Origin of the sequence: Methylibium sp. T29-B, assembly GCF_000576225.1 — a bacterium.
GTDB classification, from domain to species: domain Bacteria; phylum Pseudomonadota; class Gammaproteobacteria; order Burkholderiales; family Burkholderiaceae_C; genus Methylibium; species Methylibium petroleiphilum.
Map to the genome: position 1 here is coordinate 78,391 of NZ_AZSN01000001.1, position 13,406 is coordinate 91,796.

Here is a 13,406-nt window from a genome sequence, read left to right on the forward strand (position 1 = left end):
GGTCGAACCCATCGAATCGCCGGGCCGAACCGAGAGCCGCACAGGAGTCCTTCCATGGATCATGACCACGACGAGCCAACCCGCCGAGCGCGCGGTTTCTGGCGTAGCCGATATGCCATCGGACTGCTGGTGTTTGCCGCGATCGCCCTGTTCTTCCTGCTGACCGAACACCGCGCACACACCCTGGGCGCCTTGCCCTACCTGCTGCTGGCTGCGTCACCGTTTCTGCACATCTTCATGCACCGCGGCCACGACCACGGTGACGGTGATGCACACGATGACAAGGGGCCTTCGGACGACCGCCCCGAAGGTCCAGAAGCGTACGAAGGACGTTCCCGGAAGACGCACCGCCACCACTGAAGGGACCTGCAGATGAGTCACGACCAACCCGGCTACGGACTGTGGATGCTGGTCATCCTCAATTCGGCCATTTTCCTGATGTTCGCCTTCAGCTTCTTCAAGCCGCAGACCGGACGCGACTGGCGCACCTTCGGGGCCTTCGCGGCCTTCGTCATCGCGCTGTTCGTCGAGATGTACGGCTTCCCGCTGACGATTTACCTGATGTCGGGCTGGCTGCAGACGAAGTACCCCTCCCTGGACCTGATGTCGCACAACAGCGGGCACCTCTGGTCGACGCTGCTGGGCGAGAAGGGCGATCCGCACTTCGGCGTGCTGCACATCGCGAGCTACGTCTTCCTCGGGCTCGGCTTCTACCTGCTGTCCGCGGCCTGGAACGTGCTGTACCACGCGCAGCGCGCCAATCGGCTGGCGACGACCGGGCCCTATGCGCGCATTCGCCACCCACAGTACGTCGCCTTCGTGATGATCCTGCTGGGCTTCCTGCTGCAGTGGCCCACGCTGCTGACGCTGGTGATGTTCCCGATCCTGGTGGCCATGTACGGGCGTCTTGCCGTCACGGAAGAACGCGAGATGCGCGAGCGCTTCGGCGCCGAGTTCGACTCCTACGCCGCGCGCACGCCGCGCTTCGTTCCCGCCCTGGGCAACCGCGCCTCGGCTGCCTGAGGCTGGCGAGCGCATGCAAAAGACAACCGGAGCTGGACCGTGGTCCACAACGTAGTACAGCCTGCGGGAGACTATCGTGACGAATTCCGTCCTCTCTGCCGGTTCGCCCGACGATGCGGACCGTCGGCTCTGGCTCGGCGCGGCAACGGTCGCCGGCGGTGCGGGATTGGTCGCCACCGCGGTGCCCTTCGTGGCCTCGCTCGCGCCCAGCGAGAAGGCGCGTGCACTGGGCGCACCGGTCGACGTCGACCTGGCCAGCCTGCGCCCCGGCGAACTGCGCACGGTGGAGTGGCGCGGCAAGCCGGTGTTCGTGCTGCGCCGCACGCCCGAGATGATCGACGCGCTGGCGCGGCACGACGCCCTGCTCGCCGATCCGCAGTCGCGCCGGTCAGAGCAGCCCGAGTTTGCACGCAACGCCCTGCGCTCGAGCCGATCCGAATTGGCTGTGATCGAGGCGGTGTGCACCCACCTGGGCTGCGTCCCCAGCTTCCGACCCACGCCCGGCAGCCCGGACATCGGCGCGCAGTGGCCTGGCGGCTTCTACTGCCCCTGCCACGGGTCGAAGTTCGACCTCGCCGGCCGCGTGTTCAAGAACGTGCCGGCACCGACCAACCTGACCGTGCCGCCGCACCGTTTCCTCTCCGAGACCGTGCTGCTGATCGGCGCGGATCCAACAGCCTGAGGGGCTCGCCATGTCCAAGAAGCACAAGAAGCAAGAGAAGCGCGAAGAGATCAGTACCAGCGAGGACGGGGCAAGCAGAGCAACCGCGCCAACGTCCGACACCTCAGCGCTCACGGACCGATCCCTGTCGAGGGAGGAGTACGAGGCCCAACTTCACGTGCTGCAGGTCGAGCTGGTGAAACTGCAGCGCCACTTCATCCGCTGTCAGGACCGGATCCTGGTCGTGCTCGAAGGTCGCGACGCTGCCGGCAAGGACGGCAGCATCAAGCGCATCGTCGAGTACCTCAGCCCGCGCGAGACCCGCGTCGTGGCACTGGGCAAGCCTTCAGACCGCGAGCGCAGCGGCTGGTACTTCCAGCGCTACGTGCCGCACCTGCCGGTGGCCGAGGAACTCGTGCTGTTCAACCGCAGTTGGTACAACCGCGCCGGTGTCGAGCACGTCATGGGCTTCTGCACCAAGGAGCAGCATGCAGAGTTCATGCAATCGGTGCCGAAGTTCGAGGAGATGCTGGTCGGATCGGGCATCAAGCTGCTGAAGTACTACCTCGACGTCAGCAAGGACGAACAGGTCAAGCGCCTCGAAGAGCGCCGCCGCGACCCGCTCAAGCAGTGGAAGTCGAGCCCGATCGACGCGGTGGCCGTCAAGCATTGGAAGGCGTACTCCGCCGCGCGCGACGCCATGCTGATGCGCACGCACACGGCGACAGCGCCGTGGCGGATCGTGCGCGCGGACAACAAGCGCCTAGCCCGCCTCAACCTGATGCGCGACATTCTCTCCCGGCTCCACTACGCCGGCCGGAAGGACAAGCTCGTGCGTCCTGACCCCGACATCGTGTTCGAGTTCTCTCCCGATTGCCTCGAGGCCGGTCGCCTGGCCCGCTGACATCCCATCCAAAGGATCCTTCATGAAGACAAGCACCGTAGAAGTCGGCGAACTGGTCTCCAGCCTGAGCGCCGCCGGCGTGCAGCGCCAGATCGCGGCGCTCCCCGGCGTTCATCACGTCGACGTCAACTACGTCGCCGGCAGCGCCACCGTGCACTACGACGAGACGAAGACCTCGCTGGAGGACATCCGACGGCGCATTGTCGAGTGCGGCTACCACTGCCGCGGTGAGATGCTGCCCGCCCACGTCTGCCCGCCCGAGGGACATGCCGAACACGCAGGACACGAAGGCCATGGCGCCCACGCCGGGCATGCCACTAATGGGCACGCCGGCCACGTCGCCGCCACGACGCCTGCAGTGAGCAGTGCCGCAGCGAAGGCGCCGCCCGATGCGCTGCACGCGGGACACACCGCGCACGCCGGCCACGGCGGCGATGCCGCCCACCAGACGAGCGACATGATGCACGACATGGGCCATGCGCCCGGCATGTCGATGCAGGACATGGCCAACGACATGCGCAACCGCTTCCTGGTCGCGCTGCTGTTCTCGATTCCGGTGTTCCTCTATTCGCCGATGGGCAAGATGTTCGGCGACTTCGCGACGCCGTTCGGGATGGATCGCAACCTCTTCCTGTTCATCGTCGCCACCGGCGCCATCGCCTATCCCGGCTGGCCGTTCTTCGTCGCCGGCTGGCGCGCCGCGCGCAACAAGGTGGCGAACATGGCCACACTGGTCGTGCTGTCTGTCGGCACCGGCTACGTGTTCAGCCTCGGCGCAACCTTCTTCTACGAGGGCGAGGTGTTCTACGAGGCGGCCTCCGTGCTGCTGGTGTTCATCCTGCTCGGTCACTGGCTGGAAATGCGTGCGCGCGCCGGCGCCTCCGACGCGATCCGCGCGCTGATGGATTTGGCGCCGCCGATGGCCACCGTGCTGCGCAACGGCGTCGAGACAAAGGTGCCGACCGCCGAGGTGCTGGTCGGCGAGACGGTGGTCATCAAGCCGGGCGACAAGATCCCGGTGGACGGCAAGATCACCGAGGGTGCATCGCAGGTCGACGAATCGATGCTCACCGGCGAGTCGATGCCGGTCAAGAAGGTGGTCGGCAACGCGGTGATCGGCGCGACCATCAACAAGAGCGGCAGCTTCCGCTACCAGGCCACCAAGGTCGGCGCCGACACCGCGCTCGCGCAGATCGTCAAGCTGGTGCAGGAGGCGCAGAACTCGAAGGCGCCGGGCCAGTTGCTCGCTGATCAGGCGTCGCAGTGGTTGGTGCTCATCGCCATCTTGGTTGGCCTGACGACCTTCGCGGTGTGGTTCTGGGTCCTCGGCCAACCGCTGCTGTTCGCCCTCACGCTCACCATCACTGTCTTCGTGATCGCCTGCCCCGATGCGCTCGGCCTGGCGACACCGATGGCGATCATGGTCGGCACCGGGCTGGGCGCGATGAACGGCATCCTGTTCAAGAACGCCGCGGCGCTGGAGAACGCGACCAAGCTGACGGTGGTTGTCTTCGACAAGACCGGCACGCTGACACTGGGCCAGCCGGACGTGGTCGAGATGGTGCCGGCGCCCGGTACAACGGAAGCGCAACTGCTGTCCACCGCGGCCGCAGTGGAGAAGTTCTCCGAGCACCCGCTCGCACTGGCGGTGCTCAAGCGCGCCGGCCCGGACACGCCGGAGACGGCAACCGCCTTCACCAACATCGATGGCCAGGGCGCGCGCGCGACCATCGGCGACGACATTGTGCTGCTCGGCAACCGCAAGCTGATGGAGGCGGAGCGCGTCGACCTCGCCGATCTGGCAGCCGAGGCGGCCCGCCTGCAAGGCGGCGGGCGCACAGTCGTCCACGTGGCGCGCGGCGGCCGCCTGATCGGCCTGATCGCGATCGCCGATGCGGTGCGCCCGACCTCCAGGGCCACGATCGCCAAGCTGCAGGAGCGCGGCGTCAAGGTCGCCATGATCACCGGCGACAACCAGGCCACCGCCGAGCGCATCGGAAAGGAACTCGGCATCGACATCGTGCTCGCCGATGTGCTGCCGGGTCAGAAGGCCTCGAAGATCAAGGAACTGCAAGCCCAGGGTCACAAGGTCGCCATGGTCGGCGACGGCATCAACGATGCCCCGGCCCTGACGCAGGCCGACGTGGGCTTTGCAATCGGCGCGGGCACCGACGTGGCCATGGAGAGCGCCCAGGTCGTGCTGATGAAGAGTGACCCCTATGACGTCGTCGGCGCGATCGAGCTGTCGCGCGCGACGCTGCGCAAGATGCACCAGAACCTGTGGTGGGCCGTGGGCTACAACGTGATCGCCTTCCCGCTGGCGGCCGGCGTGTTCTATCCGTTCACGCTGTCGCCCGAGGTCGCCGCGCTGTCCATGTCGGGCAGCTCGGCCATCGTGGCGATCAACGCGCTGATGCTCAAGCGCACCAAGCTCGCCGGCATCCGCGCTGCCCGCCCCTCGCCCGCGACGACCTCGGCCGTGGCGCAAGGCGCGTCGGCGTGATCGGCCCGAGCCCCCTCTTCCCCCGAACGAATCACAGGAGTTCTCTCGATGAATCGCCACCCCGACCACCGGCGGCCCGCCGCTGGCGCGCTGCTGCCGCGGCGCCGCTTCCTGCAGGGTACGGCCGGCATGGCGGCCATGCTGGCATGGCCACTCGGCGCCAATGCGGTCGTGAAGGAATCGCACCTCGCGCTGCCGCTGTCCTCCTCGCGGGTCGACAACAAGTTCGAACTGACGCTGGCACGTACCCAGGTCAACTTCAGCGGCACGCCGGCGTCGGCGATCACCGTCAACGGCACGGTGCCGGGCCCGCTGCTGCGCATGCACGAGGGCCGCGACGTCACGATCGCGCTGACGAACAGGCTGGACGAGGTGACGGCGGCGCACTGGCACGGACTCAAGGTCCCGAACAACATGGACGGCGTGCCGGGTGTCACGTTCCCGGGAATCAAGCCGGGCGAGACCTTCCAGTACCGATTCGAGCTGCGCCAGAGCGGCACGTACTGGTACCACAGCCACGCGATCCTGCAGGAGCCGGCTGGCTTCTATGCCCCGTTGATCATCGATCCGCAGGAGCGTGAGCCGTTCGGCTACGACCGTGAGTACGTCGTCATGCTGTCCGAGTGGGTCGACACGCCGCCGGAGAAGGTTCTGGCGAACCTGAAGAAGGTGGAGGGCTACTACAACGACCGGCGCCAGACCCTGCCCGAGCTCTATGCCGAGTTGCAGGCGGCACGCAGTCCACAGGAACGCGAGGCGATCTGGAGGGAGCGTCTGGCCTGGGCTCGGATGCGCATGGACCCGACCGACGCCACCGACGGCGGCAGCCAGTGGCAGTTCCTCGTGCACGGCCAGCGGATCCAGGACAACTGGACCGCGCTGTTCAAGCCCGGCGAGCGCATCCGCCTGCGCCTCATCAATGCGTCGGCGATGAACTTCTTCGACGTCTCGATTCCCGGCCTGGAGTTGACCGTCGTCCAGGCCGACGGGCAGAACGTCCGCCCGGTGAAGGTCCGCGAACTGCGCATGGGCAATGGCGAAACCTACGACGTGATCGTGAAGCCCAACGAGCGCAAGGCCTACACGCTGTTCGCCGCTACTTCAGGGCGCATCGGCTTTGCGCGCGGCACGCTCGCGCCCGAACTCGGCATGGAGGGAGAGATCCCTGCGCTGGGTCCGCGGCCCGTGCGCACCATGGCCGAGATGGCCGGTGCGCACGGCGGCGGCCACGGCGCAGCGTCGTCAACGCCGGCGGTCACGACGGCCGACCCGCATGCCGGACACGGCGCCGCACCGGCGGCCCCGGCCCCTGCGGCTGTACCGGCCGATCCACACGCGATGCACGGTGGCATGAAGGGAATGGATAGCATGCCCATGCCGATGGGAGGCATGACCACTGACGCGGGCGCCGGTGCGGTGAAGGACCGGCTCGCCTACGCCGACCTGGAAGCCCTGACGCCGATGCGCCTGCCGCGGGGCCGGCGAAGAAGATCGACATGCGGCTCACGGGCGACATGAACCGCTACATCTGGTCGATCAACGACAAGAAGCTGTCGCAGGCCAGCTTTTCGATGCCCGCCTGGGCGAGCGGCTGGAGATCCGCCTGATCAACGAAACCATGATGGAGCACCCGATGCACATGCATGGCGCGTTCTTCGTGGTCGAGAACGGCAGGGGTGAGCGAGCCCCTCTCAAGCACACCGTCATCGTCAAGCCCGGCGAGACCATCACGGTGCACACCAGCTTCGACGAGCCAGGCCCGTGGGTCTTCCACTGCCACCTCTTCTATCACGCGGCCGCCGGCATGGTCCAGGCCATCGTCGTCAAGTGAGCGGGCCGGTCATGGAACAAGAACGAATGAACACGAAGAACCATCGCCTGTACCACTTGCTGGGGCTCGCGCTCGCCGCAGCACTGGCCGGACCTGCCCGTGCCATGGAGGACGACGCGGTTTTCCAGGCCACCCGCATCGAAATCGATGCCGGCAGGGCGGACTCGAAGAGCATCGCAGCCTGGCGCGCCGACGGCTGGATCGGCACCGACTACAACCGCTTTGCCTGGCGGACCGAAGGCACGCAACGCGCCGGCCGGCTCGAGGACGCCGAGGTCCAGGGGCTGTACAGCCGCTACCTCGCGCCCTTCTGGGACCTGCAACTCGGCCTGCGGCGCGAACTCAAGCCCGCCGCCCGTAACTACGCCGTGCTGGGTGTGCGGGGCCTGGCACCCTATGCCTTCGATGTCGACCTGGCAGCGTTCGTGCGCAGCGACGGCCGGCTGTTCGCACGCACCCGTGTGGAGTACGACATGCTCTTCACCAACCGCCTCATCGCCAAACCCTTCGCCGGCATCGACTGGGCGGCACGCTCGGCACCGTCGGACGGCATCAAGGCTGGCGTCACTGCATCGGAGTGGGGGCTCAACCTGCGCTACGAAGTCACACGAGCGGTCGCCCCCTATCTTGAAGTCGGCCGCCAGTGGCAGCGTGGCGCCGACGGAGGCACGGGCGCGAACTCGGTGCGAGCCGGGCTGCGGCTGGTGCTCTGATCCCCGCCAGGCCAACGCGATGAACCGCCCGCTCCGCATCGAACGGCAGGGCTCGCCGACAGCGTCGGGACTGGGGGCCTGGCAACTGGCCTGGCTCGCGGCCGCGGTCTTCGTCGTCTCGGCTGGCTATGGGGCGCTGATGCCCTTGCTGCCGACCTGGCTGACGCCGCTGATGAATGCCGACGGCCAGGCCGAGGTGGCCCGCCACGTGGGTCTGCTCAGCGGCCTGTATGCCGCGGGTGTGCTGGTCGGTGCGCCGCTGTGGGGCCTCGTCTCCGACCGCTGGGGCCGGGGCCGCATCCTGGTGATCGGGCTGGTCGGCTATGTCGCGAGCCTGCTGCCCCTCTTGCGGCCCGACTGGATCGGCATTGCCGGCATCTACGTGTCGCGCGGGGCCACCGGCTTCTTCGTGGCGGCTGTCGTACCGGTGGTGCCTGCGCTCGTCGCCGAGCACACGCCGCAAGGTCAGCGCGCGCGCCGCTTCGCGTGGCTCGGTGCGATGTCCTTGCTGGGCTTCCTGTTCGGGCCGGGGCTCAATGCCGCCGCGGGGCAGGCTTCCGGCGGGCTCGCCGGCATCGGCGCCGGCACTGTCGACCCGACGGACCTCGTGATCGTGATGTCGGCGGCCCTGGGCGCGTTGATGATGCTCGGATTGGCAGTCACCCTGCCGCGCATGGCTCCGCCGGCGGCCGAGGAAGACCTGCACTCTGCGTCCGCCGATCGGCGGCGCGCGGCGGCGCTGTGGGGGCTGAACGGCGTGGTCATGTTCGTGCTGTCCGGCTTCGAGCTCGGCATCGTTTTGCAAGGTCAGCAGCACCCGACGCTGTCGTCGCGCGAGATCTCGCTGATGTTTGCCGAGTGCAGCCTCGTGATGCTCGGTGTCAATGCCTTGCTGTTCTTCACGGGTCTGCTCGAGCGTGCCGCCGGCCGCGGCGTGATGGCGGCCGGGCTGGTGCTGGCGATCGCCGGCCTGGCGATGCTGGCGCAGCACCGCAGCGACGCGTGGATGTACGTCGGCGTCAGCTTCACCGCCGCGGGCACCGGGCTCGTGCTGCCGACGATCTCGTACCTCGCGGCCGGAGCCTCTCAGCGACGGCTCGGCACGACGATGGGTGGGTTGGCCGCAGCCGCGGGCTTCGGCCAGACGCTCGGCTCGGCCGCCGCCGGCTGGCTGTTCGGCGCGGTCGCCCAGCTCAGCTTCGCGTGGCTTGCGCTGCCGCTGCTGGCCACGCTGGGCACCCTGATCGTTCGACCCACGTGGTGGGCCACCGAGGACGCTGCGTCGCAGTTGTCGCGAGTGCGCTCCGACCCGCTTCCCAAATGAAACCTCAAGGAGTTCTGAGCATGCGCCACTTCCTCGCCGCCCTTCTCGCCGCGCTCACGCTCGCACTGTCCGGCTGCGGCTACAACACCTTCCAGTCCACCGACGAGCAGATCAAGGCCAGCTGGTCCGAGGTGCTGAACCAGTACCAGCGCCGTGCCGACCTGATCCCGAACATCGTGGCCACCGTCAAGGGCGAGGCCAACTTCGAGCAGGAGACGCTCACGAAGGTGGTCGAGGCGCGCGCCAAGGCCACCTCGATCCAGGCCACGCCGGAGCTGGTCAACAACCCCGAAGCGTTCAACAAGTTCCAGGCCGCGCAGGGCGAGTTGTCGAGCGCGCTGTCGCGCCTGCTGGTCGTGTCGGAGAACTACCCGACCCTGAAGGCGAACCAGGGCTTCCAGGATCTGCGCGTGCAGCTCGAAGGTACCGAGAACCGCATCGCCGTGGCGCGCGGCCGCTACGTGAAGGCGGTGCAGGACTACAACGTCGCGGTCCGCACCTTCCCGAGCAACCTGACGGCGATGGTGTTCGGCTACGGCGTCAAGGCCAACTTCAGCGTCGCCGACGAGGCGGCGCTCGCCGTTCCGCCGAAGGTCGACCTCGGCGGCATCGGCGCCTCGGGTGCCAAGAAGTGACAACGGATGTCACGCCGGTCGGACGCTGGCTGCGTAGCCTCGCGGTCTGCTGGCTGCTGGGCCTCGCGGCGTTCGGCGCATCGGCACAGGAACTGGTTCCTGTGCCGCCCCTGCAGGGTCGCGTAAGCGACCTGACCGGCACGCTGACCGCCGAGCAGAGCGCCGCGCTCGAGCAGTCGCTGCGCGCCTTCGAGGAGCGCAAGGGCACGCAGATCGCGGTGCTGATCGTGCCCACGACGCGGCCCGAGGCGATCGAGGCCTTCGCCCTGCGCGTGGTCGAGAAGTGGAAACTGGGGCGGCGCAAGGTCGATGACGGTGCACTGCTGCTGGTCGCGAAGGACGACCGTGCCGTGCGGCTCGAGGTCGGCTACGGGATCGAAGGCGCGCTGAACGATGCAACGGCGGCGCGCGTCATCGCGGAGGTCATCACGCCACGATTCAGGCAGGGCGACTTCTACGGCGGGCTCTCTGCGGGGTTGGACCGGATCGTGGGCGTCCTCGATGGCGAAGCGCTGCCGCCGCCGGCTCGTCGCGGCCCGGCCTCGGCGGACAACGGCCTCGGACAAGGCTGGCCGGTGCTGTTCATCGTCGCGCTGGTCCTCGGCGGCGTGCTGCGCCAGGTTTTGGGCCGCCTGCCCGGGGCACTGGTGGTCGGCGGCGTGCTGGGTGCTGTCGCGTGGTTCGCGCTCGGCACACTGGCCGTCGCCGCCACGGCGGGACTGACGGGCTTCTTCGTCACGCTACTGGGCATCGGCATGGGCGGTCACGGCGGCATGCACGGGCATGGCGGACACCGAGGCGGTGGCTTTGGCGGGGGCGGCGGGTTCGGCGGCGGCGGCGGCGGTTTTGGCGGAGGCGGTGCCTCCGGCAGGTGGTGACGATGGATCTGCCACGCATCCTGCGCCATGTCGCGACGACCTCGAATCAGGTCCGCCGCGCCTTCCCTGCATCTGCGCTTCGCTCGATCGAGCAGGCCATTGCCGCGAGCGAGACGACCCACGCGGCTGAGATCCGGTTCGTCGTCGAAGGCGCGCTCGACGGCCTGCCGCTGCTGCGCGGCCAGACGGCGCGCGAACGCGCCATCGAGCTCTTCGCGCGGTTGCACGTCTGGGACACCGAACACAACACCGGCGTGCTGATCTACGTGCTGCTCGCCGACCGGCGTGTCGAGATCGTCGCCGACCGGGGCATCCACGCGAGGGCCGACGCCGAGACCTGGTCCGTGATCTGCCGCGGCATGGAAACACACTTCGCCAACGGCAATTTCGGGGCTGGTGCCGTCGAGGGCATCGAGGCCGTCACGCAACTGGTCATACGCCACTTCCCGGTCACGTCAGGCGATCGCAATGAGTTGCCCGATGCACCGCTGCTGATCTGATCACCCGCACGAACAGAGGATTCCATGCAACTTCAGTTTCTCGGTGCCACCGGCACCGTCACCGGCTCGAAGTACCTGCTGCGCCACGAAGGCGCCACGCTGCTCGTCGATTGCGGCCTGTTCCAGGGCTACAAGCAGCTGCGCCTGCGCAACTGGGCGCCGTTGCCCGTGCCGGCCGCCGGGGTCGATGCGATCGTCCTGACGCACGCCCACATCGATCACAGCGGCTACGTGCCGCTGCTCGCGCGGCAGGGTTTCAAGGGCAAGGTGTACTGCTCGGAAGCGACCTACGAGCTCTGTCGCATCCTGCTGCCCGACAGCGGCCACCTGCAGGAGGAGGAAGCCGAGTACGCCAACCGGCGCGGCTACTCCAAGCACAAGCCGGCGCTGCCGCTGTACACCCGCGAGGACGCCGAACGCTGCCTGAAGCAGTTCGTGCCGCGGCCCTACGGCACGTCATGGAGCCCGGTGCCCGGGCTGCAGGCGCGCCTGGATCCATCGGGACACATGCTCGGGTCCGCCTTCGTGAAGATCGACGACGGACGGCGTTCGATCCTGTTCTCCGGCGACATCGGGCGTCCGAACGATCTGGTGCTGGCCGCGCCGACGCGCGTGCCCGGGGCCGACTACGCGGTGGTCGAATCGACCTACGGCGACCGCCAGCACGAGGCGAGCGATCCGCTGCTCAAGCTGGGCGAGGTCATCAATCGGACGGCGGCACGCGGCGGGGTCGTGGTGATCCCGGCGTTCGCGGTCGGGCGGGCGCAGAGCCTGATGTACTGCATCCACCTGCTCAAGGAGCGCGGCGTCATCCACCACCTGCCGGTCTACCTCGACAGCCCGATGGCGACCGACGCAACGCGCATCTACCACGCGCACCGCGGCGAGCACCGGCTGAGCCCCGAGCAGTGCGATGCCATGTGCCATGCGGCGACGATCGTCAACAAACCCGACGACTCCCGCGCACTGAGTGCGCGGCGCGGCCCGATGGTCATCATCTCGGCCAGCGGCATGGCCACGGGCGGACGCGTGGTCCACCATCTCAAGGCCTTCGCGCCGGACCGCCGCAACACGATCCTGTTCGCGGGCTACCAGGCCGGCGGCACGCGCGGCGCCGCCATCCTGCAGGGTGCCGCCTCCGTGCGCATCCACGGCGAGGAAGTGCCGATCCATGCCGAGGTCGCCTCGCTGCCCAGCCTGTCCGCACACGCTGACGCCGCCGAGATCCTGCAGTGGCTGCGCGGCTTCGATGCGCCACCGACGCAGACCTTCGTCACCCATGGCGAGCCGGCGGCGGCCGACGCGATGCGCTCGCGCATCGAGCACGAACTCGGCTGGTCCTGCCGCGTGCCCGACTACCTCGAGACGGTGGAACTGTCATGAGCGCGCATCCGCAGCCCGGTCACGTCGACGCCGTCGAGAACACGCTGCGCGCCTGGCGCACGGGCATCGACACCTACCAGGAGCCGGTGGTCTACATGCGGCGCGATTGCGCCGTCTGCCGCGCCGAGGGCTTCACGACGCAGGCGCGCGTCAAACTGAGCACCGGCTCGGCCAGCATCGTGGCCACGCTCAGTGTCGTGGACGGCTCCTGGCTCGGACATGGCGTGGCCGGCCTGTCGGAGGCGGCGTGGGCGGCACTGCATCCGCTGCCGGGCGAATCGCTGGAGGTCACGCACGCCCCGGTCCTCGAATCGCTGAGCCATGTTCGCGCGAAGGTGTATGGCCACCGACTCGACGATCGCGCATTCCGCGCCGTGATCGGCGACGTCGCCGCAGGCCGCTACTCGGACCTGCACCTGGCGACCTTCATCACCGCCTGTGCCGGCGACCACCTCGACCTCGACGAGACCGTATCGCTGACACGGGCGATGGTCGACGTGGGCGAACGCCTCGACTGGGGCCGCGACCTGGTCGTCGACAAGCATTGCGTCGGCGGCCTGCCCGGCAACCGCACGACGCTGCTCGTCGTGCCGATCGTCGCCGCCTGCGGGCTGACGATGCCCAAGACATCGTCGCGCGCGATCACATCCCCTGCCGGCACCGCCGACACGATGGAGGTGCTCGCCCCGGTCGATCTCGACATCGCCGCCATGCGACGCACGGTGGAGCGCACCGGCGCCTGCATCGTCTGGGGCGGCTCGGTGCGGCTGAGCCCGGCCGACGACATCCTGATCCGCGTCGAGCGCCCGCTCGATCTCGACAGCGAGGGACAACTGGTCGCCTCTGTCCTGTCCAAGAAGGCGGCGGCCGGCTCGACTCACGTGCTGATCGATCTTCCGGTGGGCCCCACGGCCAAGGTGCGCAGCGCCGAGGCCGCCCACACGCTCGGGCGGCGGCTCGTCGAGGTCGGCCGGGCCATCGGACTGCAGGTGGCGCTGCGCGTCACCGACGGGATGCAGCCGGTCGGGCGCGGCATCGGCCCGGCGCTGGA

At 68.5% G+C, this 13,406-nt stretch carries 14 protein-coding genes; all 14 read left to right on the top strand.

Annotated elements, in window-relative coordinates; all coding sequences use genetic code 11:
- The first annotated feature begins 54 nt into the window (after nucleotides 1-54).
- The gene (locus tag Y694_RS00380) at nucleotides 55-360 is read left to right on the top strand and encodes a DUF2933 domain-containing protein (protein ID WP_051495418.1); all 306 of its coding nucleotides are present in this window, start codon (nucleotides 55-57) and stop codon (nucleotides 358-360) included.
- 12 nt (nucleotides 361-372) lie between these two features.
- The gene (locus tag Y694_RS00385; RefSeq protein WP_036228698.1) at nucleotides 373-1,023 is read left to right on the top strand and encodes an isoprenylcysteine carboxylmethyltransferase family protein; all 651 of its coding nucleotides are present in this window, start codon (nucleotides 373-375) and stop codon (nucleotides 1,021-1,023) included.
- A gap of 76 nt (nucleotides 1,024-1,099) precedes the next feature.
- Nucleotides 1,100-1,705 carry a ubiquinol-cytochrome c reductase iron-sulfur subunit gene (gene petA / locus Y694_RS00390; RefSeq protein WP_036228701.1) on the top strand — a complete coding sequence of 202 codons (606 nt, stop codon included), beginning with the start codon at nucleotides 1,100-1,102 and terminating at the stop codon, nucleotides 1,703-1,705.
- A gap of 10 nt (nucleotides 1,706-1,715) precedes the next feature.
- The gene (gene ppk2 / locus Y694_RS00395; RefSeq protein WP_036228704.1) at nucleotides 1,716-2,588 is read left to right on the top strand and encodes a polyphosphate kinase 2; all 873 of its coding nucleotides are present in this window, start codon (nucleotides 1,716-1,718) and stop codon (nucleotides 2,586-2,588) included.
- 22 nt (nucleotides 2,589-2,610) lie between these two features.
- Nucleotides 2,611-5,091, top strand: a complete 2,481-nt coding sequence (locus Y694_RS00400; protein ID WP_036228707.1) for a cation-translocating P-type ATPase — start codon at nucleotides 2,611-2,613, stop codon at nucleotides 5,089-5,091.
- A 48-nt stretch (nucleotides 5,092-5,139) separates the two neighbouring features.
- Entirely contained in the window at nucleotides 5,140-6,609 is a 1,470-nt protein-coding gene (locus Y694_RS00405; RefSeq protein ID WP_051495420.1) for a copper resistance system multicopper oxidase, read from the top strand.
- 88 nt (nucleotides 6,610-6,697) lie between these two features.
- A complete protein-coding gene (locus Y694_RS22250; RefSeq protein ID WP_231497440.1) occupies nucleotides 6,698-6,922 on the top strand; it encodes a multicopper oxidase domain-containing protein in 225 nt (74 codons plus the stop codon).
- A 26-nt stretch (nucleotides 6,923-6,948) separates the two neighbouring features.
- Nucleotides 6,949-7,635 carry a copper resistance protein B gene (locus Y694_RS00410; RefSeq protein WP_036228710.1) on the top strand — a complete coding sequence of 229 codons (687 nt, stop codon included), beginning with the start codon at nucleotides 6,949-6,951 and terminating at the stop codon, nucleotides 7,633-7,635.
- Nucleotides 7,636-7,654: 19 nt separating this feature from the next.
- On the top strand, nucleotides 7,655-8,959 hold the full coding sequence (locus Y694_RS00415) for an MFS transporter (RefSeq protein ID WP_051495423.1): 1,305 nt from the start codon (nucleotides 7,655-7,657) through the stop codon (nucleotides 8,957-8,959).
- A gap of 20 nt (nucleotides 8,960-8,979) precedes the next feature.
- Nucleotides 8,980-9,594: a LemA family protein gene (locus tag Y694_RS00420; RefSeq protein WP_036228713.1), complete on the top strand. Its 615-nt coding sequence runs from the start codon at nucleotides 8,980-8,982 to the stop codon at nucleotides 9,592-9,594.
- Nucleotides 9,591-10,472 carry a YgcG family protein gene (locus Y694_RS00425; protein WP_051495424.1) on the top strand — a complete coding sequence of 294 codons (882 nt, stop codon included), beginning with the start codon at nucleotides 9,591-9,593 and terminating at the stop codon, nucleotides 10,470-10,472. Before Y694_RS00420 ends, Y694_RS00425 begins: the two co-directional genes overlap by 4 nt.
- Nucleotides 10,473-10,474: 2 nt before the next feature.
- Entirely contained in the window at nucleotides 10,475-10,972 is a 498-nt protein-coding gene (locus Y694_RS00430) for a TPM domain-containing protein (RefSeq protein ID WP_036228716.1), read from the top strand.
- 24 nt (nucleotides 10,973-10,996) lie between these two features.
- Nucleotides 10,997-12,355 (top strand): MBL fold metallo-hydrolase, encoded by a 1,359-nt coding sequence (locus Y694_RS00435; protein ID WP_036228719.1) that lies wholly within the window; start codon nucleotides 10,997-10,999, stop codon nucleotides 12,353-12,355.
- A partial coding sequence (locus Y694_RS00440; RefSeq protein ID WP_036228722.1) for a thymidine phosphorylase occupies nucleotides 12,352-13,406 on the top strand: 1,055 nt, incomplete at its 3' end. The genes Y694_RS00435 and Y694_RS00440, both read left to right, overlap by 4 nt.

Bases quoted from the DNA above. Each gene is read 5' to 3' on its own strand.
- Y694_RS00430 (WP_036228716.1), top strand. From the start codon at position 10,475: ATGGATCTGCCACGCATCCTGCGCCATGTCGCGACGACCTCGAATCAG.
- Y694_RS00385 (WP_036228698.1), top strand. From the start codon at position 373: ATGAGTCACGACCAACCCGGCTACGGACTGTGGATGCTGGTCATCCTC.
- Y694_RS00415 (WP_051495423.1), top strand. From the start codon at position 7,655: ATGAACCGCCCGCTCCGCATCGAACGGCAGGGCTCGCCGACAGCGTCG.
- ppk2 (WP_036228704.1), top strand. From the start codon at position 1,716: ATGTCCAAGAAGCACAAGAAGCAAGAGAAGCGCGAAGAGATCAGTACC.
- Y694_RS00405 (WP_051495420.1), top strand. From the start codon at position 5,140: ATGAATCGCCACCCCGACCACCGGCGGCCCGCCGCTGGCGCGCTGCTG.
- Y694_RS00420 (WP_036228713.1), top strand. From the start codon at position 8,980: ATGCGCCACTTCCTCGCCGCCCTTCTCGCCGCGCTCACGCTCGCACTG.
- Y694_RS00435 (WP_036228719.1), top strand. From the start codon at position 10,997: ATGCAACTTCAGTTTCTCGGTGCCACCGGCACCGTCACCGGCTCGAAG.
- Y694_RS00400 (WP_036228707.1), top strand. From the start codon at position 2,611: ATGAAGACAAGCACCGTAGAAGTCGGCGAACTGGTCTCCAGCCTGAGC.
- Y694_RS00410 (WP_036228710.1), top strand. From the start codon at position 6,949: ATGAACACGAAGAACCATCGCCTGTACCACTTGCTGGGGCTCGCGCTC.
- Y694_RS00380 (WP_051495418.1), top strand. From the start codon at position 55: ATGGATCATGACCACGACGAGCCAACCCGCCGAGCGCGCGGTTTCTGG.